At 60.0% G+C, this 24,697-nt stretch carries 22 protein-coding genes; 15 read left to right on the plus strand and 7 right to left on the minus strand.

What is annotated here, in order from left to right; translation table 11 throughout:
• Positions 1-135 precede the first annotated feature (135 nt).
• Positions 136-1,998 carry a DNA mismatch repair endonuclease MutL gene (mutL, locus tag R2A130_RS09600; protein ID WP_009757835.1) on the minus strand — a complete coding sequence of 621 codons (1,863 nt, stop codon included), beginning with the start codon at positions 1,996-1,998 and terminating at the stop codon, positions 136-138.
• A 128-nt stretch (positions 1,999-2,126) separates the two neighbouring features.
• Here mutL and R2A130_RS09605 point away from each other — a divergent pair, with 128 nt between their 5' ends.
• From R2A130_RS09605 to R2A130_RS09615, 3 genes are all read left to right on the plus strand, one after another.
• A complete protein-coding gene (locus R2A130_RS09605) occupies positions 2,127-3,218 on the plus strand; it encodes an isocitrate/isopropylmalate dehydrogenase family protein (protein ID WP_009757837.1) in 1,092 nt (363 codons plus the stop codon).
• A gap of 74 nt (positions 3,219-3,292) precedes the next feature.
• The gene (locus R2A130_RS09610) at positions 3,293-3,886 is read left to right on the plus strand and encodes a sigma-70 family RNA polymerase sigma factor (RefSeq protein WP_009757838.1); all 594 of its coding nucleotides are present in this window, start codon (positions 3,293-3,295) and stop codon (positions 3,884-3,886) included.
• Between the two features lie 52 nt (positions 3,887-3,938).
• Entirely contained in the window at positions 3,939-4,742 is an 804-nt protein-coding gene (locus R2A130_RS09615; protein WP_009757839.1) for an anti-sigma factor domain-containing protein, read from the plus strand.
• 193 nt (positions 4,743-4,935) lie between these two features.
• On the opposite strand, the gene msrB is transcribed toward R2A130_RS09615, so the two are convergent.
• The 3 genes from msrB to R2A130_RS09630 all read right to left on the minus strand — a co-directional run bounded on the left by msrB (position 4,936) and on the right by R2A130_RS09630 (position 6,792).
• Positions 4,936-5,481 carry a peptide-methionine (R)-S-oxide reductase MsrB gene (msrB, locus tag R2A130_RS09620; RefSeq protein ID WP_009757840.1) on the minus strand — a complete coding sequence of 182 codons (546 nt, stop codon included), beginning with the start codon at positions 5,479-5,481 and terminating at the stop codon, positions 4,936-4,938.
• 219 nt (positions 5,482-5,700) lie between these two features.
• Entirely contained in the window at positions 5,701-6,243 is a 543-nt protein-coding gene (locus R2A130_RS09625; RefSeq protein ID WP_009757841.1) for a fasciclin domain-containing protein, read from the minus strand.
• A gap of 144 nt (positions 6,244-6,387) precedes the next feature.
• Positions 6,388-6,792, minus strand: a complete 405-nt coding sequence (locus tag R2A130_RS09630) for a DUF2177 family protein (RefSeq protein ID WP_009757842.1) — start codon at positions 6,790-6,792, stop codon at positions 6,388-6,390.
• Positions 6,793-6,928: 136 nt separating this feature from the next.
• Here R2A130_RS09630 and R2A130_RS09635 point away from each other — a divergent pair, with 136 nt between their 5' ends.
• From R2A130_RS09635 to R2A130_RS09655, 5 genes are read left to right on the plus strand one after another with little or no spacing between them, the layout of a single operon-like run.
• The gene (locus tag R2A130_RS09635) at positions 6,929-7,840 is read left to right on the plus strand and encodes a 3-keto-5-aminohexanoate cleavage protein (protein ID WP_009757843.1); all 912 of its coding nucleotides are present in this window, start codon (positions 6,929-6,931) and stop codon (positions 7,838-7,840) included.
• On the plus strand, positions 7,840-9,021 hold the full coding sequence (locus tag R2A130_RS09640) for an acyl-CoA dehydrogenase family protein (RefSeq protein WP_009757844.1): 1,182 nt from the start codon (positions 7,840-7,842) through the stop codon (positions 9,019-9,021). Before R2A130_RS09635 ends, R2A130_RS09640 begins: the two co-directional genes overlap by 1 nt.
• Positions 9,022-9,024: 3 nt before the next feature.
• Positions 9,025-9,399: a hypothetical protein gene (locus R2A130_RS09645; RefSeq protein WP_156798468.1), complete on the plus strand. Its 375-nt coding sequence runs from the start codon at positions 9,025-9,027 to the stop codon at positions 9,397-9,399.
• 4 nt (positions 9,400-9,403) lie between these two features.
• Positions 9,404-11,611: an acetate--CoA ligase family protein gene (locus R2A130_RS18690; RefSeq protein ID WP_009757846.1), complete on the plus strand. Its 2,208-nt coding sequence runs from the start codon at positions 9,404-9,406 to the stop codon at positions 11,609-11,611.
• On the plus strand, positions 11,608-12,417 hold the full coding sequence (locus R2A130_RS09655; protein ID WP_009757847.1) for a carnitinyl-CoA dehydratase: 810 nt from the start codon (positions 11,608-11,610) through the stop codon (positions 12,415-12,417). Before R2A130_RS18690 ends, R2A130_RS09655 begins: the two co-directional genes overlap by 4 nt.
• 184 nt (positions 12,418-12,601) lie before the next feature.
• On the opposite strand, the gene R2A130_RS09660 is transcribed toward R2A130_RS09655, so the two are convergent.
• Both R2A130_RS09660 and R2A130_RS09665 read right to left on the minus strand, forming a co-directional pair.
• Positions 12,602-13,345, minus strand: a complete 744-nt coding sequence (locus tag R2A130_RS09660) for a TVP38/TMEM64 family protein (RefSeq protein WP_009757848.1) — start codon at positions 13,343-13,345, stop codon at positions 12,602-12,604.
• A gap of 128 nt (positions 13,346-13,473) precedes the next feature.
• Positions 13,474-14,652, minus strand: coding sequence for an acetyl-CoA C-acyltransferase (locus R2A130_RS09665; protein WP_040305596.1), 1,179 nt, complete (start codon positions 14,650-14,652; stop codon positions 13,474-13,476).
• Between the two features lie 99 nt (positions 14,653-14,751).
• On the opposite strand from R2A130_RS09665, the gene R2A130_RS09670 reads away from it, so the two are divergent.
• The 4 genes from R2A130_RS09670 to R2A130_RS09680 all read left to right on the plus strand — a co-directional run bounded on the left by R2A130_RS09670 (position 14,752) and on the right by R2A130_RS09680 (position 18,804).
• Positions 14,752-15,054: an SCP2 sterol-binding domain-containing protein gene (locus tag R2A130_RS09670; protein WP_009757850.1), complete on the plus strand. Its 303-nt coding sequence runs from the start codon at positions 14,752-14,754 to the stop codon at positions 15,052-15,054.
• Between the two features lie 507 nt (positions 15,055-15,561).
• A complete protein-coding gene (locus tag R2A130_RS18470; RefSeq protein WP_156798469.1) occupies positions 15,562-15,804 on the plus strand; it encodes a hypothetical protein in 243 nt (80 codons plus the stop codon).
• An 864-nt stretch (positions 15,805-16,668) separates the two neighbouring features.
• Positions 16,669-17,880 carry an Mrp/NBP35 family ATP-binding protein gene (locus R2A130_RS09675; RefSeq protein ID WP_156798497.1) on the plus strand — a complete coding sequence of 404 codons (1,212 nt, stop codon included), beginning with the start codon at positions 16,669-16,671 and terminating at the stop codon, positions 17,878-17,880.
• Positions 17,881-18,804: an ornithine cyclodeaminase family protein gene (locus R2A130_RS09680; RefSeq protein ID WP_009757854.1), complete on the plus strand. Its 924-nt coding sequence runs from the start codon at positions 17,881-17,883 to the stop codon at positions 18,802-18,804.
• 167 nt (positions 18,805-18,971) lie between these two features.
• Here R2A130_RS09680 and hisD read toward each other — a convergent pair whose 3' ends face one another.
• Positions 18,972-20,303 carry a histidinol dehydrogenase gene (hisD, locus tag R2A130_RS09685; RefSeq protein WP_009757855.1) on the minus strand — a complete coding sequence of 444 codons (1,332 nt, stop codon included), beginning with the start codon at positions 20,301-20,303 and terminating at the stop codon, positions 18,972-18,974.
• Positions 20,304-20,441: 138 nt separating this feature from the next.
• Between hisD and ggt the strand changes: the two genes are divergently transcribed.
• Genes ggt through kynU form a run of 3 tightly spaced genes read left to right on the plus strand, consistent with a single transcriptional unit; the run spans position 20,442 to position 24,657 of the window.
• Positions 20,442-22,037: a gamma-glutamyltransferase gene (ggt, locus tag R2A130_RS09690; RefSeq protein ID WP_009757856.1), complete on the plus strand. Its 1,596-nt coding sequence runs from the start codon at positions 20,442-20,444 to the stop codon at positions 22,035-22,037.
• A complete protein-coding gene (xylB, locus tag R2A130_RS09695; RefSeq protein WP_009757857.1) occupies positions 22,037-23,473 on the plus strand; it encodes a xylulokinase in 1,437 nt (478 codons plus the stop codon). Before ggt ends, xylB begins: the two co-directional genes overlap by 1 nt.
• A complete protein-coding gene (gene kynU, locus R2A130_RS09700; protein ID WP_009757858.1) occupies positions 23,470-24,657 on the plus strand; it encodes a kynureninase in 1,188 nt (395 codons plus the stop codon). Before xylB ends, kynU begins: the two co-directional genes overlap by 4 nt.
• Positions 24,658-24,697 lie beyond the last annotated feature (40 nt).

The following is a 24,697-nucleotide window of genomic DNA, read 5'->3' on the forward strand; positions in this document are numbered from 1 at the left end:
ACGTCCAGTTGAACAGATCCATAAAGAGCGGTTCAAGCTTTGCTTGAACTGCGAAGCGATCAAGTATCCCTCGGCACTTACGTGCCGCCCACGCGGAGCGAAGGCTGTTGAGCCGACAGCGTGAGCGCAAAAACTTCAGCTTCTGCCGAAAAGCCGCTCGATATCGCTAAGCTTCAGTTCCACATAGGTCGGACGACCATGGTTGCATTGGCCGGAATTCGGCGTCGCTTCCATATCGCGCAACAGTGCGTCCATTTCTTGCGGGCGCAAGCGGCGACCGGAGCGCACCGAACCGTGACAGGCCATGGTCGCGGCCACATGGTCGATGCGTTCGCGCACCGTTGTTGCTGTGCCCCATTCTGCGATTTCATCGGCAAGGTCTTGCAGCAAAGCGGCAGCGTTCACTTCGCCCAACAACGTAGGCGTCTCCCGCACGGCCAATGTACCGGGGCCGAATTCTTCAAAACACAGGCCCAGTTGCGCGAGTTCGACGCTGTGATCGAGCAAGCGCGCGGCGTCATCTTCGGCTAGATCGACGATCTGCGGAATGAGCAACATCTGCGCTTCGACGCCCTTTTCCGCGATCTGCGCTTTCATGCGCTCATAGACTAGCCGCTCGTGAGCTGCGTGTTGATCGACGATGACGAGACCGCCCTCCGTCTGCGCGATGATATAATTCTCGTGCACCTGCGCCCGCGCAGCGCCCAGTGGGTTGGCGAGATAGGTGTCGGTATTTTCTGAAGGACGCTGATCTGCTGATGGCGCGCCGGTCATGTCGAAAGTGGCCGGCGCTTCCTGCAAGCCTATCGGGCCGGCTTGAACGGGTCGGTTCGGCGATTGCTGCCAATCGTGGTTGGCGTTGCCCGGCGAAGTGTATCCCGTCTGGTCGAAATGGCCCGCAGCGTTTTCTGCAAGGCCACCAGCCGCTGCCCGCACCGCCTGTTCACCGAGTCCGCCCGGCGTGAAGGCTGCCATCATATCGACGCCGCCTCGGCTCGATGCGCGGTGTCCCGCAGCTTCGATGGCCTGACGCAATGCACCGACGATCAGCCCGCGCACGAGGCCGGGGTCACGAAACCGCACTTCGGACTTTGCAGGGTGAACATTCACGTCCACCAGCTCCGGTTCGATGGCGATATCGAGGCTGACCATCGGGTGCCGCCCCCGCGCGAGGTGGTCCATGTATGCACCACGAATGGCACCGGTGAGCTGGCGATCTTTCACGGATCGTCCGTTCACGGTAACGAACTGCGACAGGGCATTGCCTCTGTTGAAGGTCGGCAGCGCCGCCAGCCCCGTCAGCCGGACGCCCTCGCGTTCAGCATCTATCGTCAGCGCGTTCTCTGCAAAATCTACCCCCAACACCTGCCGCGCACGGTGCAGCCAGGCATCGTCCCCCTGCGCTGCCGGGTGGTCCACCGGCTGCCTGTCCGGCCCGCCGAGCGAGAAGTGAATTTCCGGATGGGCCAGCGCCGCGCGGCGCAGCACGTCCAATATCGCGGTGGTTTCCGCCCGTTCGGTTTTCAGGAATTTCAGCCGCGCGGGCGTGGCGTAAAACAGGTCCGCGACTTCGACCACCGTGCCGCGATTGAAAGCGGCGGGCCGCACCTGCGTGATCTTGCCGCCATCGACAGAAATCTCGTAGCCGCTATCAGAACCGTCTTGCCGTGTGCGAATGGTCAACCGCGATACGGACCCGATGGATGGCAGCGCCTCGCCTCGAAAACCCAGCGTGTGAATATCCAGCAGATCGTCGGTCAGCTTCGATGTGCAATGACGCTCCACCGCGAGTGCCAGATCGTCTGCATCCATGCCACGACCATCATCCGTTACCCGTATCAATCCTTTGCCACCACTTGCGATGACGAGATCGATACGCTTCGCGCCCGCATCGATTGCATTGTCCAACAGCTCGCGCACAACGCTGGCGGGCCGCTCTACGACCTCACCGGCGGCGATCTGGTTGACGATGGTCTCGTGGAGACGGCGAACGGGCATGGGAACAACAGGTTGAAGGAATCAATTCCTTCTTCTGCCCGACAATCGGCTCTGCATAAAGGCAATGCTGGACACCGCCCCCAACGCTACCGATAAAGCGGTGGACTTCATCAATTTCGGATCGCACCATGACACAAGCACTTCAACTCGCCATCCTTCCCGGAGACGGTATCGGTGAGGAAATCACCCGACCATGCGTCGAGCTTGTTCAACAGGCGCTGCGTCAGGTGGGTGAGCCTGAAGCGGTGGAAAACTGGCTGGAAGCCGGTGCTGGCACCTACACCAAAACGGGCAATGCCCTGCCGGATGAGACAATCGCCGGATGCCGCTCGGCGGACGCTATTTTGCTCGCCGCGATGGGCGATCCGAACGTGCGCTATGAAGATGGCACGGAAATCGTGCCGCAGATCGAACTGCGCTTTATCCTCGATCTCTATGCAGGCATGCGCCCCGCGCGGTCCGTGCCGGGTGTGGCCGGTCCGCTGGCAGACCCGCGCGGCAACGAGTTGGATATCGTGCTCATCCGCGAATCCACCGAAGGCCTGTTCGACCCGTCCGAACCCGGAACGCGGGATGCTGATCGCGCTACAGACACTCAGATCATCACCCGCAAAGGCACAGCCCGCGTCAGCGAATTCGCGTTCAAACTGGCACAGCAGCGCAAGGCCAAGGGCTATCGGGGGCATGTCACGAGCGTTGATAAAGCCAACGTTTTCAAATCCATGGCTTTCTGGCGCGATGTGTTCGATGAGGCTGCCGCGAACCACCCCGACATCGAAAAGGGCTACGGCTATATCGATGCTGTCGCCATGGAGATGGTGCGCCGCCCTTGGATCTACGACGTGATGGTCACCGAAAATATGTATGGTGACATTCTTTCAGACCTTGCAGCCGGTCTGATCGGAGGGCTTGGCTATGCGCCATCCGCCGATATTGGCGACGACCACGCGGTGTTCCAGCCGTGCCACGGCTCCGCGCCGGATATTGCTGGCAAAGGCATCGCCAACCCCACGGCCATGTTCCTGTCCGGCGCGATGATGCTGGATTGGCTGGCGGTGGAAAAGAGCAACGACAACTATGCCAAGGCCGCTGCGCTTCTGACGAAGGCGGTGGATGATGCTTTCCGTGATGGCACGCTGGTCTCCACCGAGCGTGGCGGCGATGCGGGTGTCGAAGCGATCACGTCCGCGGTTCAGACGGCCTTGTCGTCGCAGGCTTAACCTCACCGGCAAGCGTCACTGGTACCGCCACAAATGGCTTGCTAGAATAAGTTTCAAGGGAGCCTGCGTAGCGGGTGAAAAGTGAGGCATCGCCGATGGTGGCGCAAAAGACAGCCGGACGAGCGGGTGACGAAGTAACGCTGGAAAGCCTGATGGCGGCTACCGCTGCGGGCGACCGCGCGGCATTCCGCACATTATACGAACGAACGAGCGCGAAACTCTTCGGCGTGGTGCTGCGTATCTTGCGTAACAGGTCGAAAGCGGAAGACGCCCTCCAAGACGTTTACGTGAAGATTTGGCAGAAGGCCGGGCAGTACGACTCCAAGCAGGGCAGGCCGATCACCTGGATGGCCACGGTGGCGCGCAACCGCGCTATCGACATCGTTCGTGCCACGCGGCCCGAACAGACTGTGGACGAGCCGGGTGATGAAGAAGAGATTTTTCGTCTCGGTGGTTCGGCCAACGAACAGGTGGATGTGACGGAGCTCGAAACGCTTCGCACCTGCCTGAGCGAAATGAAGGAAGACGACCGGAACTACGTTTTGCTGGCCTATTATGAGGGCTGGTCGCGCGATGAACTGGCGGAACGGTTCGCCATTCCATCGGGAACGGTAAAAACCAGATTGCGACGCGGGCTTATTCAGCTTCGTACCTGTTTGGAGAATTAAGGCCCACCGCATTGCACACGCGAACAGGGTTCAGAGGGAAGACGAGGCAGGCATGGACGACGACACCATGACAAAAGACGAGCGCAGCGCCACCGCTGCCGAATATGTAATGGGCACGCTGCCGGTCGGTGAACGCAAGGCCGTGCGTCTTGCGCTGGAAACCGACGAGGCGCTGCTTGATGAGGTTCACACGTGGGAACGCCATTTCGGCGCGCTCAACGCATCCATCGCACCAGAAATTCCCCCGCCCTCCTTGTGGGACCGTATCGAGCGGTCGCTGCCGGAAGCGGAAACCGCCGTGGGCTCGACACCCGTGGTCACTGCTGCACCCGCTGCTGCAAATGACAACGCGCTGCGCCGCAGCCGCAACCGCTGGCGCTTGGGTACGATGGCAGCTGCATTAGCTGCTGCCTTGTTCGGTGCAATCGTGGTGCAGGATGCGCCCGGCGGTATTTCAGGTGTTGGCCAGAAAGTCGCTGGTCTGTTCCAAAGCGGCGATCCCTATGCGCCTGCCGCACTCGATGGCCGTCAATTCGTAGCCGTTGTGAACGCAGATGGTGGTGCATCGCCATCGCTGGTGGTTTCCGTGGATGGTGCAACTGGCGAAGTGAAAGTTCGCAGCCTCGGCGTCACGCGCCCGGACGGGAAAAGCCTCGAAGTCTGGTATGTGCCGGATGGCGAAAAAGCTGTGTCTGTCGGCCTGTTGGGCGAAGGTGAGATCGACCTGAAGACACTGGAAGCGAAGAACGGCGATTTGTTTGCCATCTCGCTTGAACCGTCCGGTGGCTCACCCACAGGAACGGCAACGGGTCCGGTAATTTACAGTGGTAAGTTGGTGGAAGAGCCGACGGAGTAGCGTTCGAGCGCTTCCACTACCACCGCTGTCATCCCCGCGCAGGCGGGGACCCACTTCTCAACAAACTCCACTCTTTGTAGCTCATTTCGATGCTACAATGTCGCCCTATTATGCCCACTTCATCATTCGACTGATAAGTGGGTCCTCGCCTGCGCGGGGATGACAGTGGAGTGAGTGTCTAGCGAGGAAGCCCCTAAGCCACATCCGGCTTGAACGTCATCGCCACACCGTTGATGCAATGCCTATTCCCCGTCGGCTTAGGCCCATCGGTGAAGATGTGACCCTGATGGCCTTCGCAACGGATGCAATGTACTTCGATGCGCGGCAGAAAGAGGCCGAAGTCCTTCTTCGTGGCTACAGCGCCTTTGATGGCTTCGTAAAATGACGGCCAGCCGGTGCGGGAATCAAACTTCGTTTCCGAACGGTAGAGCGGCAGATCGCAGCCTGCACAGTGGAATGTCCCAGTGCGTTTTTCATTGTCCAGTGGGCTCGTGAACGGACGTTCCGTCGCTTCCTGGCGCAACACGGCGAACTGCAATTCGTTCAATTCCGCCTGCCATTCCGCCGGTGTTTTAACCACCTTCTCGATGGTGTCGGGCATTAGGTCGTGGCCATAGGTGGTCGCGGTGGCGAGTGGCCCTGTGGAGGCCACAGCAACGCCTTGGCGACCAGCGGCGGCAAAGACCAGCGCGCCGGTTGCTGCGGCTGTTCCCAAAAGAAAAGTACGACGGTTCAACATGGTGGACGCTCCTGAATGTCTTGTCTTGAACACATATAAGCGTTCGGCCTGCCTCTTGTGAGGCATATTGATGAATTCGGCGACAGGTTGCACTCACAAACACTGCACGTTCGCGTGAGCACAAAAGCACAAGGCCGAAAGCGTTTTCACACTTCCGGCCTTCGCAGCGCGTCGCCCCGCGCTAGTCAGACATTCGCGTCTGATGGGTTACCCGTCGGTTTACTTGGGCAGCAGCACTTTATCGATCACGTGAATAACGCCGTTCGAGGCTGCAACATCTGTGGACACAACATTGATGACGTTCTGCGACTCATCGAACATGTAAACTTTGCCCGATGGCGTGGCGCGTGCGGTGACGGTGTCGCCGGACACCATGGTCACATTGACGTAGCCGTGGCCTTTTTTGATGAGGCCGGTCAGCGTTGCTGCATCAACCTTGCCTGCAACGACGTGCGAGGTGAGGATTTTGACCAGCTGGTCTTTGTTTTCGGGCTTCAAAAGCGTTTCCACTGTGCCTTCCGGCAAGGCAGCGAATGCATCGTTGGTCGGCGCGAAAACGGTGAACGGGCCATCACCGGACAATGTCTTTGCCAGATCACCCGCTTTCACAGCAGCGACCAGCGTGGAGAATGTGTCGTTACCGGCGGCAACTTCAACGATGTTCTTGCTGTGACCATCAGCAAAGGCGGACGTGGCTGGTGCGGAGACAGCAAGTGCAAGTGCGGTCGCGCCAGCGGCGAGAATGGTTTTGATACGGGTCATGGGGAAGTCCTACTAAGAAAAGTGCCTTTGATCAGGCTAACCCTTCTATCTACGGACCTTACCGCGATCCGGTTTGGGGTGCGGCGATTGTGTCGCACCCCAAGTCTGAAGCGGCTTGGTGTTAGCTGGTTATTTTCCCAAGGCTTAGCCGGTGATCTTCATTGTGATCCACGTCCCCAAGAACGCAGACGTACCCGTCAGGAACGTGCCCCAAGCGAGGTCCACCAACGCGACGGTGGTGGTGTAGCCCTTCAGCGTAGCAAGGTTTGTGAAGTCGTAGGTCGCGTAACAGAAGAAGCCGAACAGCGCGCCATACAGCGCGGCCTTGCCCACCGACCCCGCTTCCAACGCCGGGTTCACGGCAAAGAAGATCAGGCCGATGATATAAACAAGATAGAACACCACCGCGACGGTCACGTTGAACTCGTCTAGCAGCAGCGGCCCTATTTGTCCCTGATAGAAGTCCTTGGCGACAGTGCCGAGCCAAACGAAGTCGATAGCGAAGAAAACGATGACGGTAGCGATATATGCAATAATGAGTTTGGTCATGAGGTGCTTCTGAGCCTGAAATGATGGTCGATTGTGAAAGAAACGCGCCGACCCCGCAATCGGTTCGCCACATCGCTTGCATGCGGCAAAAAATGCCGCCAGCGTCGGTCAGCTGAATCACTCGTCAGGCCCCACCATGCCGTTAGAAATGAACCGTGACGTTTTCATCACCTGCGCCGTCACCGGCTCCGGTGCCACGCAAGACCGTAGCCCCCACGTGCCGCGTTCGCCAAAGCAGATAGCCGACAGCGCGATTGCCGCCGCCAAGGCAGGCGCCGCTGTAGTCCACTGCCATGTGCGTGACCCTGAAACCGGTGTGCCGTCGCGTGATCCCAAAATGTTCCGCGAGGTCACCGACCGCATCCGTGATGCCGACGTCGATGTGGTGCTGAACCTCACCGCCGGCATGGGTGGTGACATGGTGTTCGGCGACACCGAAAACCCGCTGCCGGTGAACGAATTCGGCACCGACATGGCCGGCGCCACCGAGCGCGTGGCACATGTTGCCGAATGCCGCCCGGAAATCTGCACGCTGGATTGCGGCACCATGAATTTCGCAGAGGCCGACTACGTGATGACCAACACACCCGGCATGTTGCGCGCCATGGGCACGATGATGACGGAGCTTGGCGTGAAGCCCGAAATCGAAGCCTTCGACACCGGCCACCTGTGGTTCGCCAAGGAGTTGGTGAAGGAGGGTGTGTTGGAGAAGAACGCCCTCGTGCAGCTGTGCATGGGCGTGCCGTGGGGCGCACCGGACGACCTGAACACCTTCATGGCCATGGTCAATAATGTGCCGGATACGTGGACATGGAGCGCCTTCGCACTTGGCCGCAACCAGATGCCGTTCGTCGCAGCGTCCGTCCTGGCAGGCGGCAACGTGCGTGTCGGGCTGGAAGACAATCTCATGTTGGGCAAAGGCAACCTCGCCACGAACGAGCAGCTTGTGACCCACGCCAAAGGCATCATCGAAAGCCTTGGTGCGAGTGTGATTGGACCTAATGCGGTGCGGGAGAAACTGGGCCTGAAGAAGCAGGCTGCGGTCTGATGAACTTCGATCTCACCGAAGAACAATCCGCCGTTGTCGAAACGACCCGCGCCTTTGTCGAAAACGAACTCTATCCGCACGAGGCGGAGGTTGAACGCACCGGCCATCTCGACATGGATCTCGTTCGCGAAATCCAACAGAAAGCAATGGAGGCAGGCCTCTACGCGGCCAACATTCCGGAAGAATTCGGCGGCGGTGGCCTCGATACGCTGACTTGGCTGCTCTACGAAAAAGAGCTGGGTCGCGCCAACTACGCCCTGCACTGGACTGCCGTTGCCCGCCCGTCGAACATCCTGTGTGCGGGCACCGAGGACCAGCGCAAACGCTATCTCGAACCATGTCTAAAAGGTGAGACATGGGACTGCCTCGCCATGACCGAACCCGGCGCGGGGTCCGATCTGCGCGGCATGAAGGCGACCGCAAAGCAGGATGGCACCGACTGGATCCTCAACGGCACCAAACATTTCATCAGCCACGCCGATATCGCGGGCTTTGCCATCTGCTTCATGAAATCCGGCGAGGTGGAAACCCCACGCGGCACGAAGGCTGAAATTACCGCGTTTTTCGTCGACAAGTTTGCTGAAGGCGGGGGGACAACGCCGGGTTTCACCGTACGCGATGGCTATAACAACGTTTCCCACCGCGGCTACACCAACGCCGTGCTGGAATTCGACGATTGCCGCGTGCCTGCTGAAAACGTTTTGGGCGAAGTGGGCAAGGGGTTCGAGGTTGCCAACGACTGGCTGGGCGCGACCCGCCTGCAGGTCGCCGCCACCTGCCTTGGCCGCGCCGACCGCGCCTTCCAGCACGCGCTGTCCTTCGCCACCGAGCGCAAACAGTTCGGCCAACAGATCGGCAAGTTTCAGGGCATCTCGTTCAAACTCGCCGACATGGCGATGGAGTTAAAGGCGGCTGAATTGCTGACATGGGAAGCCGGCAGCAAGTTCGACACCGGCGGCTGCACCGACATGGATATGGCCATGGCGAAACTGAAAGCGTCCGAAGTGCTCGCGATGATCGCCGACGAAGCACTGCAAATCCACGGCGGCATGGGGCTGATGGACGAGCTGCCGCTGGAGCGCATCTGGCGCGACGCCCGCATCGAACGCATCTGGGAAGGCACCAGCGAAATCCAACGCCACATCATCAGCCGCGCCCTGCTGCGGCCACTAGGAGGATAAATCTTGTCCCAAATGCTCACCACCACCGACGGTCTTGCCGCTCTCATCGTCCTCGTCATTTTCCCGCTGCTGCTCATCGCTTTCGCGATCTGGATGGAGCTTTCACGTTCCTCCGGCACTCGCGGTGGGGCGGTGGAAATGGTGGTGGGGGAAGCCGTGCGAACGCTGTTGCTCGTCGTGCTGCTGTCCATATTGCCATCGCTGGTGAACGGCCTGTCCAGTATCATCCAGCTTGGTTTCCGGCCTGATGGCGGCGGCTGGTTCGTGTTCCCGAACCTGACATTTCTCATCGGTCCGCTGGCATGGCTTACCATCGTCGCGCTGGTGGTGCGCAGGGTGATCGCCATCAACCGCTGGCTGAAAATCCTGCGCGGCTGAATCCGTGCCTGATCCGTCACGCCTGCTGCGTCTTATTCGTCCGCGTACCATCACCGTGATAGGCGGCAAGGAATGTGAGCGCGTGGTGGAGCAATGCGATCGCTTGGGCTTCGACGGCACGATCTGGCCCGTCCACCCGACGCGCGAAACGCTGGGCGGGCGCAAGTGCTTCCGCTCCATCGCAGACCTGCCCGAAGCACCGGATGCAGCCTATGTCGCGGTGAACCGCGAACGCACGATCTCCGTTGTCGCCGACTTGGCAATGCGCGGTGCGGGTGGCGCAATCTGCTACGCGGCAGGGTTTGCCGAAGCCAGTGCGGAAGACGCGGCTAGCGCCAATCTGCAAACGCGTCTCGTCGAAGCCGCAGGCGACATGCCCATCGTCGGCCCCAACTGCTACGGCCTAATCAACGCACTGGATGGGGCCGCGCTCTGGCCGGACCAGCATGGCGCAGCCCGAGTGGAAAACGGCGTGGCGATCATCACGCAATCGTCGAACATCGCCATCAATATGACGATGCAAAAGCGCGGCTTGCCGATTGCGATGGTCCTGACCGCAGGCAATCAGGCGCAGCTCGGCCTGTCCGATCTCGGTGCGGCGATCATCGAAGACGAACGCATCACCGCGCTTGGCCTGCATATCGAAGGGCTGGACGACGTCCATGCTTTCGAGCGCCTCGCGCTACGTGCCCGTGAATTGGGAAAGCCCATTGTGGCCATCAAGGTCGGGCGGTCGGAACAGGCGCAGGCGGCAACGATCACCCACACGGCATCTCTCGCCGGAAGTGATGCCGCCCACGATGCATTGTTCACCCGCCTCGGCATCGCCCGCGTGGATGATATCGCGACCTTTCTGGAAACGCTAAAACTGCTGCACGTCCACGGCGCGTTGCCCGGCGGTGATGTGTTGTCACTATCCTGCTCCGGCGGCGAGGCGTCGTTGATGGCTGACACTGCTCTGCCCACAGGTCTGGACTGGCGGAGGTTCACGGAAGCAGAAACGGGCGCGCTCCGCACTGAACTTGGCCCGATGATCGGCATCGCTAATCCGCTCGACTACAACACCTTCATCTGGGGCGATTGGCCCGCGATGATCCGCATGTACGAGGCGGCGCTCGCACCCGATTTCGACCTCGCCATGCTGGTAATTGACATTCCCCCCGCCGACCGTTGCGACCCGGCAGACTGGTTGGGGGCAACGAACGCGTTCATCGCCGCGATGAAGCAAACCGGCGCTCGTGCCGCAGTGGTGTCCAGCCTGTCTGAGACGATGCCGGAGGAATTGGCGCAAGATTTGATGGCGAAGGGAATAGCGCCGTTGTGCGGGTTGGATGCTGCGGTGAGGGCGGCAGACGCAGCGAGATTTATCGGGGAAGTGTGGTCGCGGCCTTTGCCACTTCCCTTACTCCAAACTTCCCCCACACCCAGCTGTCATCCCCGCGCAGGCGAGGACCCACTCATCAACGAAACGGATGATGCTTTTATTTCTGCGTCTGACAATATGAGTGGCACCACCTCGCAGCCAACACCTAGTGGAGCGCCCTCAGAAGTGGGTCCCCGCCTGCGCGGGGATGACAACTGTGATGATGAGATGCTGGACGAATATAGGTCGAAGTACGAACTCGCGGCCTATGGTTTGATCGTTCCGAAGGGCATCAATTTATCTGCTGATGAGGCGGTGAACTTCGGCGACCTCACCCAGCCCTTCGCGCTCAAAGCCCTCGGTATCGCTCATAAATCCGAAGCCGGTGCCGTGCGTCTGAATCTGACTACAAACGCCGAAGTCGAAGCCGCCCGCAATGACATGGCTGACCTCTCCAGCCGTTTCCTACTCGAAGAAATGGCCCCCAAGCCACTCGCCGAGCTCCTCGTGGGCATCACCCGCGACCCCACGGTTGGCCTCATGCTAACCATCGGTGCAGGCGGGGTACTGACGGAACTGCTGGACGATGTGGCGAACCTTCTTCTACCCGTCACCGAGGCGGATATTCGCCGCGCCTTGGGTGGCCTAAAAATCGGTCGCCTGCTCGACGGCTACCGCGATAGCGATGCGACTGATATCGACGCACTCATCGCCAACATCATCTGCATCGCCCGCTACGCCGAAGCCCACGCAGATACGCTGGAAGAGCTGGACGTGAACCCGCTTTTCGCCACGCAATACGGGTCGGTGGCGGTGGATGCACTCATTATCAAACGGAGACCGCAATGACCGATATTCTCGACCGAGACGAACAACCCATCCGCACCCGCCGCGATGGTGGTGTGCTGCTTGTCACCATCGACCGGCCCAAGGCCAACGCCATCAACCTCGCCACCAGCCGCATCATGGGCGATGTGTTTGCAGCCTTCCGCGACGACCCCGATCTGCGCGTGGCAATCCTCACCAGCACAGGCGAAAAATTCTTTTGCCCCGGTTGGGATTTGAAAGCCGCATCAGGTGACGATGGCGACGCGGTGGATGGCGACTACGGCGTCGGCGGCTTCGGTGGGCTGCAGGAATTGCCGCGTATGAACAAGCCGGTCATCTGCGCGGTGAACGGCATCTGCTGCGGCGGTGGGCTGGAAATCGCCCTGTCCTGCGACATCATTCTGGCCGCCGATCACGCCAGTTTCGCCCTACCGGAAATCCGCTCCGGCACGGTGGCGGATGCGGCGAGCGTGAAACTGCCCAAGCGCATTCCCTACCACATCGCCATGGAAATGCTGCTCACAGGCCGCTGGCTGGACGCCGAGGAAGCCAACCGCTGGGGCATGATAAACCACGTTCACCCGACCGCTGATCTGATGGACAAAGCCTGGGAAACCGCACGCCTGCTGGAGACCGGCCCGCCGCTCGTTTACGCCGCTATCAAAGAGGTCGTGCGCGATGCCGAGGACAGCCGTTTTCAGGACGCCATGAACCGCATCACCACCCGCCAGCTACCCACCGTCGACACGCTCTACGGCAGCGACGACATGATGGAAGGCTTCAATGCCTTCGCGGAAAAGCGCGATCCGGTTTGGAAGGGGAAGTAGGCAAACTAACTTCACCCTCCGCTGTCATCCCCGCGCAGGCGGGGACCCACTTATGAATGTGACGGATGCTTGTTTTTGAGATGAGCTGGCAGCCAAGGGCGGCTTCGCATTACACACTGTAAATGTTGGAATGCTTTGCGAAGTGGGTCCCCGCCTGCGCGGGGATGACAGCGGGGTGCGGGGCTTACTCCCCCTCGAACTCCGCCATCTTCGCCTTCGCCTTGCGCGTCACGATCACCGTCACCACCAGCGTCGCCACAATACCCACGCCCAGCACGATCCATTTCGCGAAGCCCGCATCGTCGCCACCGGCAGCCGCGCTGCCGCCTGCGGAACCGAGCAGCACGTAGAGCAACGTGCCGGGCATGATGCCGAAGAAGGTTGCAATTTGGGCGGGCCAGAAATTCACCGGCGTGATGCCGAGGAACCAGTTCTGCAGCGAGAAGGGCAGGGCGGGCGATAGACGTAGCAGCCCCACGACCCTCCAACCTTCATCGCGGATGGCCTCGTTCACCGCGCGGAATTTCGGATACTCGGCGACCTTTGTTTGCACCTTGTCGTGGAAGGCGTAGCGGGCCGCGAGGAACGACATGGCCGAACCGAGCGTCGCTCCGAGAATGACCAGCGGAAATCCGCCCAAGCCCCACACGGCACCGGCGGCCAGTGTCATGAACGATCCCGGCACCAGCACGAACGACGTCACCGCATAGACCGCGATGAAGATCACCCAGCCCAGCGGTCCGTAACCCTGCACCCATTCCTGAAAGCCCTGCACCCATTCGGAAATCGGCAGGAAGCGGTAGGCGACGAAAAGCGCCACCGCGCCCAGTGCGATGGCAGCCCATTTCACCCAGGCAGGTTTGGTCTTGGTGGCGGGTTCATCACTCATGGGAGCGTCCGGGTTCGTCATCATGTTGGCGTCGCTCATAGCATATCTGTGCACCGTGTGTGTTCAACACGATGACAGTTAGAGACCGAACGGTCCGCCTGATACCCACCCTCGCGCAGCCGTGATGAAGTGTCAGCACGGCTGCGTTTTTCGTGATGAAATCGTTACTACAGAACTTCGAACAAGCCTGCCGCGCCCATGCCGCCGCCGACGCACATGGTGCAGACGACATACTTCACGCCTTGGCGTTTGCCTTCGATCAGCGCGTGGCCGACCATGCGTGCGCCGGACATGCCGTAGGGGTGGCCGACGGAAATTGCGCCGCCGTTCACGTTCAGCTTTTCATCGGGAATGCCCAGCACATCGGCGCAATGCAGCACCTGCACGGCAAATGCCTCGTTCAATTCCCACAAGCCGATATCGTCCATTTTCAGGTTGAACCGCTCCAGCAATTTCGGGATGGCGTAGATCGGGCCGATGCCCATTTCGTCCGGCGCAAGACCGGCCACCGACATGCCGCGATAAGCGCCCAGCGGGGTGATGCCGCGGCGTTCCGCTTCCTTTGCTTCCATCACGACAGACGCCGATGCGCCATCCGAAAGCTGCGAGGCATTACCGGCGGTGATCGTCTTGTCCGGGCCGACAACGGGCTTCAAACCCTGCAAGCCTTCCAACGTGGTGGAGGGGCGGTTGCCTTCGTCTTTATCCAGCGTGACCTCGTGTTCGGAAACCTCTTTGGTTTCCTTGTTCATCATTTTCATGGTGCTGGTCAGCGGCACGATTTCATCGTCGAACTTGCCCGCTTCCTGTGCAGCCGCCGTCCGCATCTGCGAGCGGTAGGCGTAGTCGTCCATGCGGTCGCGGGAGATGCCGTAGCGGTCTGCCACAACTTCAGCCGTGTTCAACATCGGCATGTGAATGTCAGGGTGCATTTCCATCAGGGTCGGATCGACGCCCACGCGCATGTCCGGCGTCTGTACCATGGAGATCGATTCCACCCCGCCACCGACGCAGATCGGCATGTGGTCGTGCACCACCTGTTTGGCGGCAGTGGCAATCGCCATCATGCCGGACGCGCATTGGCGGTCCATCGTCATGCCGGAAACGTTGGTGGGCAAGCCGCCGCGAAGCGCTGCCTGACGGGCGATGTTCACCGCCTGCACGCCCTGCTGCATGGCGCAGCCGATCAACACATCGTCGATCTCACCGCCTTCGATACCGGCGCGCTTTACCGCGTGCTCGATAGCGTGGCCGGCCAGTGTGGCGGACGGCGTGGCGTTGAACGCCCCGCGATAGGCTTTGCCGATGGGGGTGCGGGCGGTGGAAACGATGACGGCTTCGCGCATGATGATGTCTCTTGAAATATGAGTGTGCGGGTTTGTGCCACCATGCACCTTACGTTAAGGGAAGACAACGAACGCACTCACTCACTTAGGAACAATTCCATGACCCTCGAAGAACTCACCACCAACATGCAGGCCCGCGTCGCAGAAAAAGGCGGCATCGACGGCAAGGTCGTCAAATTCGACCTCACCGATGATGGCGTCATCACCATCGATGGCACCGCAACGCCTGCCACCGTCACCAACGAAGACGGCGAAGCAGACTGCACCGTGAGCCTGACCAAAGACACATTCGAAGCCGTAGCCTCCGGCGAAGAAAACGCCCAGATGGCCTTCATGTCCGGCAAACTGAAAGTCGACGGCGACATGGGCATCGCCATGCAGCTCGGTTCGATCCTCGGCTAACGCCGAGCATCGCGCGAGCTGCTTTTGGTTCGCGCTCACGCTGTCGGGCTTCGCCCTACGCTCCGCATTTTTGTTGCTTCGCTGCGCGGGGCGGCTGGATTGCTCGTCAAACGGCTCTTCGCCGTCTGACCATCCCGCAAGGGCGGGGTGGTCTCTTGCAAAGAATTTGCAGTGGTATTTTAGAACGAAACGGTCCTGCGGGACCGTCTTTTTTTAGCTGAAGTCATTAAGCAGTTATGTGAGTTTTTGAACATTGGTTCGAAGCCGATATAAGAATGTTCCATATATTCAATTATGCGACTTTGTAGGTTGCTTGGAGCCCAAGCTGGGCGTTGGTCTTGTCCTCGCGTAGATATTTGCAATATCATTTCGACTATTTTAGAACTAGGAGTAGAGTGAAAAGTCACATTCATTCATAGTGGGTTCATGCAGCTTGTTGTTAGTTCGCTATGTATTTTTGCTATTCAACATTAAGCGCCTGCGCGCACTCAGACAAAGGACAGAACAATGCGTATAGAATTCAAAATTGTAATGACCGCAATCTTATTTGCAGGCTTTATTTTGCCAACACAATCTTTTGCTGAAGGCGATCCTCCTACGCCTGTGGCTTACACTCCACCTCCTGCACATATTGCCACAGTTCAGAAAAAAATTGTTTGCAAAGCGGGCGACAAAAAGTGTTTGAAGAGGGCTCGTTCTTCTGGTCCCAAAAAAAATAATCGCGCAACTTCTGTTCTTGTTAAAAAGTAATAATTATTAAAATCAATTTTTAAAATTAATTGCGTGCCTTGATCGTTGAGTGAAAGTCCTGTGTTTAATTTTTAGAACTGTCGCAAAAACCATCGTTTTCGCAACGCCAATCGACAGTGAACGAGTTCAGTGGGTTAGGCGTCGCAAAAATTGGTCGCAGAACTCTCACGGCTTTCCTGCTAAGGCTCGAAGCCATTATTCGCTTAAGCGTAAACAATCTCTCCCCGCCTTCTCCACCTCCCGTATTCTGCATCTTCTTTCGCGCATGAGCCGGTCGTCCGGACCGACCTGATGACTGCGCGATTGCGATCCTTCCGTCGCTGACCGTGTAACGAACGGCAGAATTTAGACAGCGGGCGGAGCGTTGGAACGCCACACGCCAAACGCCACCAATCAGGCGGTTAACAGGGTAGTGTCGCGGCACCAGCAATGGTGCGGCCCTGTCGATGCAGGGTCGGGATGGTTCACACTGAACCATTGCCGCGGATGGGTGCCGGCTTGCGAGGCGGAAAACACTCGTGCAGCAGGATCGAGCGGGGCGAAGGCGTGTGCCTTTTCGCCTGAGACTACAGGCTAACGGCAGACTTCTTCGTCCCGCTGGCTCATTTTTTTGGTCGCGGTCGCTTACGTCCAAACGGCGTTTGGACGACGACAGCTTGCTCCTCAATCGGACGCGGTAACGCGGGTCGATGCTTTCGCACGTCGTAAATCCAAAACCCGTTGTCATCCCCACGAAAGCGGGGACCCATTTCGCAACGAAACGAAATTGATGGCGGCCTCCGCCTAAATCCGGCACTCCACCACTTCCCACCGTATTGCAAATCCCTTACTCCACGAAAGGAATTTTCAAGACGGGCACGACCAATCATGAGCATCACGAGCGAACAGGTTTTGGCGGCGCTTTCCGCCATCAGGCTTCCCAACAGCGAAGAGAACATCGTGTCGCTGAAAATGGTGTCGGACCCTTTCATTTCGGAAGGGGATGCCGGTTCCAAGATCATGCTGTCGCTCACCGTGCCGGCTGATCTGGCGCAACAGCTGGAGCCGGTCCGCGCGCAGGCACAGGGTGCGTTGGAAGCGTTACCGGGGGTCGCGTCCGCCATGGTTGCCATGACGGCAGAGCGTAAATTGGGACAGGGCGTGTCCAGCGCAGGCATGGCCCCGCCACCGCCGCCCAGAATGAACCCGACCGCAAAAGTCGGACCTGCCGCTACCAAAGCCCCACCCGCGCAGCCCGGCCCGCCGCCTCAGGCCGCGCCTCCCAAACCCAACCACGTCGAGGGCGTGAAGCACATCATCGCCGTCGCATCCGGCAAGGGTGGCGTCGGCAAGTCCACCACCGCGATCAACCTCGCGCTGGGCCTCGTCAATCAGGGGTTGAAGGTCGGCGTATTGGACGCTGATATTTACGGCCCGTCCGTACCGCGCCTCGTGGGCAGCAACGTGAAACCTGAAGCAGAAGGCCGCGTGTTGCAGCCCATCGAAGCCCACGGGTTGAAGGTCATGTCTATCGGCTTTCTGGTGGCCGAAGACTCCCCGATGATCTGGCGCGGTCCCATGGTCATTTCCGCGCTCACCCAACTGTTGCGCGAAGTGGCGTGGGGCACGACGGAAAACCCGCTCGACGTGCTGGTGGTCGACATGCCGCCGGGCACCGGCGACGCGCAGCTGACCATGGCGCAACAGGTGCCGCTGGCAGGCGCGGTGATCGTATCCACCCCGCAGGATCTCGCCCTCATCGACGCCCGCAAGGGCATCTCGATGTTCAACAAAGTGTCCGTGCCGATCCTCGGCGTGGTGGAAAACATGTCCACCTTCATCTGCCCCAAATGCGGTGAACGGTCGGATATTTTCGGCCATGGCGGAGCGGAAGAAGAAGCCAAACGCATCGGCGCGCCGTTCCTCGGTGCAGTGCCGCTGCACATGGACATCCGCAGCCAGTCGGACGCCGGAACGCCCGTCACGGTATCCGCGCCGGACGGCCCCCATGCTAAGATTTACAACGAGATAGGCGCGAAGATCGCCACCGCCTTGTCAGCAGACCAACCGTCCGGTCCGAAGATCGTGTTCGAGTAAATGACCCTCACGCTTTCCGCAGATGATGTGAACCGGCTGGCCGATTGGCCAGGCCTCATCGAAGCGTTGCGCGCAGGCCATCGCGGGCCGAAAGCGTCCATTGGCGACTCGTTTGTCCACGCTCGCGATAACACCATGTTGGTGCGCTCCGCATGGGTGCCCGGTCTTGCCGCTGGCGTGAAAGCTGCAACCGTTGTGCCGGAAAATCGCGACCGCGATCTGCCGAGCATACACGCGCAGATCATGTTGTTCGATGACGCGACAGGCCAACTGACGGCCTTGGTGGATGGCACCGCCGTCACCGCGTGGAAGACGGCTGCCGACAGCGCGCTGGGCTGCGACCTGCTGGCGCGAAAAGATGCCAAGACTTTGCTGATGGTCGGTGCTGGCGCGATGGCTGCGCCCCTCATCGCCGCGCACCGCACCGCCCGCCCCGGCATCGAACGCGTGCTGATCTGGAACCGCACGGCGGCCAATGCCGAAGCGCTAGCGCAGACCGACGCGATTTTTGAAGTCGCGAGTGACCTGCCCGCCGCGATGGCGCAGGCTGACATCATCTGCTGCGCTACGATGAGCAGCGAACCGGTGATACAGGGCGCAAACGTCCGCCCAGGAACCCATGTCGATCTGGTCGGGGCCTACCGAATCGACATGCGTGAGGCCGATGACGAATTACATCGGCGGGGAACGTGGTTCGTGGATTCGTTCGATACGACGCTCGACCACATCGGCGAACTGGCGATCCCGTTGAAGGACGGCACGATCACCCGCGATGCCGTGAAGGGCGACCTTCATGCGCTGGTTGATGGAGTAGTGGGACGGCAGTCGGACGAGGAAATCACGGTGTTCAAGAATGGCGGTGGAGCGCATCTCGATGTGATGATCGCAATGGCTCTGTGCGAGAAGGCGCGGGCTGAAGGGTAACTGTCACTCAAATTCGATTGTCATCCCCGCGCAGGCGGGGAACCACTTATCCGCGTATGATGAAATTGCGGTAGGGTGAAGCTGACAACAAAAGCAGTTAAAAGCGTCTGTTGAAAAGTGGGTCCCCGCCTGCGCGGGGATGACAACCGAAGGTGTTATCAGCGTCCCTAACTATTCCGCCGCAGCGCCTTCGCCCGTTTTTCACCCACCGCAGCCGCGTGGGCATCGAACCCTTCATACGTTGCAAACACCGCCGTTTTTGGTGCCATTTCGTCATAGCCCTCGCGGGTCAATTCACCCACCGAACACGACTTCATGAAGTTCAACACGCCCAGCGGTGAGCGTGTTCGCGCCGCAGCGGACGTCGGTAGCACGCAGTTCGGGCCCATCATGTAGTTGGCGATGGAGCCGGGGGTGTCGTGGCCCAGTAGAATTTCCGATGCGTTGCGGATGCGGCGCGCGTGGCCGTGCGGATCGTCGGACAGGATTTGCAGATGTTCCGGCGCGTAGTCGTTGATGAAATCATAGGCCTGCTCTTCGCTGGCAGACAGCACCACACCGCCGCGCTTGGAGTTCAACACGGTGGATGAATAACCCCGCCGCTCGTCGCTCATATCTGCCCAGTATTCGGGAATTTTTGCCCGCGCGGCCTCGGCGACTTCCGCAGAAGTGGTGACGAGGAACACGGAGGAATCATCCCCGTGCTCACTCTCGATGATAGTGTCGAGGGCGGCGATATCAGCGTTTGCGGTTTCGTCGGCAAAGACGATGGCCTCGCTCGGCCCAGCGGGCATTCCGGGGTCGATGCGGTTGGCGAGCATCACTTTTGCCGCCGCCAGCCAAGGCGAACCTGGGCCTTCGATTTTCATGCAGCAGGGTATGGTCTGCGTGCCGTACGCTGCAGCGGCCACGGCCTGCGCGCCACCGGCTTTGAACACGCGGCGGCAACCCGCAATGTCAGCCGCCACCAGCGTTGCGGCATCCACCTTGCCGTCGGGGCCGGGAGGCGTGAGCACGATGAGGTCCGGCACGCCAGCCACCACGGCAGGCACGACGCTCATCAACGTGACGGAGGGGAAGGAGCCTTTGCCACGGGGCGAATAAACAGCGACGGAATCGATAGGCGACCAGCGCTCGCCCACATGGGCACCGGGGCGGATTTCCATGGTCCACTCGTCCTGAGGCAGCTGCACCTCGTGGAAACGGCGGATGTTGTCGGCAGCGTAGCGCAGCACTTCGATCATCTCGTCGTCGAGTTCTGCATAGGCCGCATCGAAATCCGCGTCGGTTGCGGCGATGGCATCGGCGGTCAGATCTGCGGCCTTGTCGAATTCCCGCCCAAACCGGGCCAAGGCCTCGTCGCCCTCTTTGCGCACAGCGTCGATGATGGGCGTGATCTTGGCCATCAGCGGCTGCAGGTCGTCTTCGGCACGCAGCAGAAGTTCGGAGCGTTCGGATTCGCTCATTTTGGAAAGATCGTGAAGGGCGACTTGAGACATGAAACAGCTTGGGGAGAGAGTTCGCTTGTGCGCCCTATGCACTTTCGCAGAGTGCAAATCAAAGCCTGCCCTTGCAGCAAACGTCGCACTCGGCGTAGCAATGCCGACACGTCAGACCAGTCGAACAGGCACACAACTATGCGCGATCTCGAACGCCCCGGACGCTCCCCCGTCATGTCCACCAATGGTATGGCGGCAACGTCCCATCCGCTGTCGTCCCAAGTGGCCATTGATATTTTGAAAGCGGGCGGCAATGCGCTGGATGCCGCTATCGCTGCGTGCGCCATGCAATGCGTGGTGGAACCGGGATCGACCGGCATCGGCGGCGATTGCTTCGCCATGTACGCGCCAGCTGCTCGAACGAAAGACGTGATCTGCTTCAACGGTTCAGGCCGTGCGCCTGCCGCTGCAACACGCGAAAAACTGGCAGAACTGGGCGTGACCGAATTTACTCGGACTTCCGCACATTCCGTCATCATTCCAGGCGCGATCGATGCCTGGGCAACGCTGAACGCCGATCACGGCAAACTGCCGCTGGCCGATCTGCTGCAACCGGCCATTGATGCAGCGCGCAACGGCTACCCGATTTCGCAGCGCGTCCATGCTGATTTTGAGAAGAACGCAGACCATCTTGATAGTGATGAAAACCTGAAGGCCATCTATAAACCGGGCGGTAAAATTCCCCCGCTGGGTTCCGTCCACAAGAACCCGAAACTAGCCGAGGCCATGGCGAAAATCGCTGCCGGTGGGCGTGATGCTTTCTACACCGGCGCATTGGCGCAGGAGATGGTGGACACGCTGCAAGCCAAAGGTGGTCTGCACACGATGGAAGATTTCGCCAGCGCGAAAGGCACTTACGAAACGCCGATCAGCACGCAATATGAGGGCAAAACTGTCTTGGAGTGCCCGCCACAGGGACAGGGCGTCATCGCGCTGTTGATGCTCAATATGGCGTCAAGCACAACGCTTGGTTCCGAAGTTCTGTCAGCGGACCGCATCCATAACGAGCTTGAAATCTGCCGTCGCGGCTACGCTTCACGCGGCATTTATCTGGCCGATCCCGCGCAGGCGGATGTGCCCGTCGATGGGTTGCTGTCGGCAGAATACGCCCGACAGCTCGTCGATGATATCGACCCCGTCCAAGCCAAACATCTCAGCGATGCGTTGAACCTGAAGCCCCACCACGACACGGTTTACATCACAGTGGTGGACAAGGATCGCAACGTCGCGTCCTTCATCAACACGCTTTTCTGGGGCTTCGGCAGTGGCATCACCACGCCGGAACACGGCATCATTCTCACCAACCGTGGCGAAGGGTTCGTGCTGGAAGAGGGCCACCCCAACTGCATCGCGCCGGGCAAGCGTCCGCTGCACACGATCATTCCGGGCATGGTCGCGGATGGCGATAAAATCTCCATGGGCTTCGGCGTCATGGGCGGTGAGTATCAGGCCATGGGCCATCTGCAATTTCTTAGCCGCACCTTGCATGACGGTATGGACGTGCAGGAAGCGCAGGACTGGCCGCGCTGGATGGTCGATCCCTATACCGGCGAAGTGGAAATCGAAGGCGCGGTTCCTCAAGATGTGTTCGAGGAACTTCAAAAGCGCGGCCACAACATCGCCCGCGCTACCGGCCCAATCGGCGGTTCGCAGGCCGTGGAAATCGACTGGGAAAACGGCGTGTTGATCGGTGGGTCCGACCCTCGCAAAGACGGTTGTGCGATAGGTTACTGATGTATCTCGCACTTGATATCGGCACGTCCGGCCTAAAGGCTCTGCTGGTTGATGACGGACAGGCCATTGTGGCTGAAACAACGGCGCCGCTTTCCGTTCAGCGCCCGCATGCGGGATGGTCGGAACAAAATCCGGCTGATTGGATCGTGGCCTGTGAAACGGTTCTGGACAGCCTCAAGGCATCGCATCCCGGCGGACTTTCCGCTGTCCGCGCCATCGGTCTGTCGGGCCAGATGCACGGCGCGACCTTGCTGGGCGAACGCGATGAAGTTCTGCGCCCTTGCATGTTGTGGAACGACACCCGCAGCCATGCGCAGGCAGCAAAACTCGACGCCGATCCTTGCTTCCGCGCCATTTCCGGCAACATCGTCTTCCCCGGCTTCACCGCGCCGAAACTGCAATGGATGCGCGAAAACGAACCGGAAATTTTTGCCCGCACGAAACGCGTTCTGCTGCCCAAGGATTACCTGCGCCTTTGGCTTTCTGGTGAGGCGATGTCCGATATGTCGGACGCTGCGGGCACCGGCTGGCTGGATGTGGCGAAGCGCGAATGGTCGCCGGATTTGCTGGCCGCCACCGGCTTCGACATCTCGCACATGCCGATATTGGCAGAGGGCAGCGAAGCCGCGGGGCGCATGCGACCGGAACTGGCAAGCCGCTGGGGAATGAAGTCCTGCATCATCGCGGGCGGGGCAGGCGATAATGCCGCCTCCGCCATCGGACTTGGCGCGGTGTCCGGTGGCCAAGGCTTCGTGTCGCTCGGCACATCTGGCGTCTTGTTCGCAGCCACCGACAGCTATCTGCCGAAGCCGCAAAGCGCCGTCCACGCTTTCTGCCATGCCGTGCCTGATACGTGGCACCAGATGGGCGTGTTCCTGTCCGCCACCGACAGCCTGAACTGGTGGGCGGGCGTGGCAGGTGCCGACGTTGCAACGCTGGTGGCCGAAGCGGAAGCTGCACCCACGGCCGATACACCGACTTTCCTGCCCTACCTCGCCGGTGAACGAACGCCCCACAACGACGCTTCCATACGCGGCGGTTTTATCGATCTCGACCACGCCCATGACCGTGCGGCGATGACGAACGCCGTATTGAGCGGCGTCGCTTTCGCGTTGCGCGACAGTCTCGATGCGCTTACCGCCGCGGGCACCCTCTTAGAGAGCGTGCTGGCGGTCGGCGGGGGAACGCGGTCGGATCACTGGTTGCAAATCATCGCAGACGCTTTGGACATACCGGTCGAACTGCCCGCCAGCGGAGAGCTGGGCGCAGCCTTCGGTGCGGCCCGTTTGGCGATGATGGCGGATGGCGCAGGCGCACCTGAAACCATCGCCACCACTCCTGCCGTCGCCAAACGCTTCGAACCAAAATCGGATATGAGCGCCCAGCTATCACGCTACCGCGCGCTCTATCCTGCCCTGAAAGGCATCACACCATGAGCGGCCATTTTCGCGATCTGTTCCAGCTGCCCGGTGGCATAGTTTATCTCGATGGAAATTCTCTCGGTCCGTTGCCGAAATCCGTACCTGCTGCACTCGAGCGTGTGGCGCGGGACGAATGGGGTACGATGGCGATCGGCGGCTGGAACCGCGCCGGTTGGATGGCGCAGCCTTCTTCGCTGGGCGATGAAATCGGCAAGTTGATCGGCGCGCCCGCAGGCAGCGTTGTCACCGGCGACACGCTGTCGATCAAGGTCTATCAGGCGCTTGCGACGGCGCTTTCACTGCAGCCGGAACGGCGTGTGGTCTTGTCCGATAATGGCAACTTTCCAACCGACCTATATATGGCTGACGGCCTGCTCCGAAGCCTCGACAAAAGCCACGAATTGCGGATCGTTTCGCCCGAAGATGTGTTGGATACCATCACGGAAGACGCCGCTGTTGTGATGCTGACGCAAGTGGATTATCGCACTGGTCGCATGCACGACATGGCGGCCATCACGGCCAAAGCGCACGCCTGTAGCGCGTTGGTGATATGGGACCTCGCCCATTCAGCCGGTGCCGTGCCGGTGGATCTGGCAGGCTGCGAGGCCGATTTTGCGGTGGGCTGCACCTACAAATATCTCAACGGCGGCCCCGGCGCGCCGGCCTTTATTTTCGTCCGTTCCGACCACGCGGAAAAGGCCCAACCGGCGCTGGCAGGTTGGCTCGGTCACGAAGCCCCCTTTGCTTTCGATCTCGATTATCGCCCCGGCGCAGGTATCGAGCGTTTCCGCGTCGGCACACCATCCGTGTTGCAGATGGCGGCGCTTCAGGCGTCGATGGATATCTGGGCGCAAGCGGACATGGTGGATTTGCGCGAGCAATCCATCGCTTTGTCACAACATTTCATTGCGCTGGTGGAGGCGGATTCCCCCGATTTGAAACTGACCAGCCCGCGCGACCCAGCGCAGCGCGGCAGCCAGGTGTCGTTTGCCTTCGAGCATGGCTACGCGGTCATGCAAGCGCTGATTGCGCGGGGTGTGGTGGGCGATTTCCGTGCGCCAAATCTTATCCGCTTCGGTTTTGCGCCGCTCTACAACACGATGGGCGATGTCGACCTTGCGGCGGACACGCTCGCTGACATTATGAAGAGCGCCGCTTGGGACAGGCCGGAATTTCACCAGCGCCAGAAGGTGACGTGACTTCCCCCATGCTGCCAATCTGGTAAGACAGCATCACGCG

The organism is Ahrensia sp. R2A130, from assembly GCF_000179775.1.
Classification (GTDB): domain Bacteria; phylum Pseudomonadota; class Alphaproteobacteria; order Rhizobiales; family Rhizobiaceae; genus Pseudahrensia.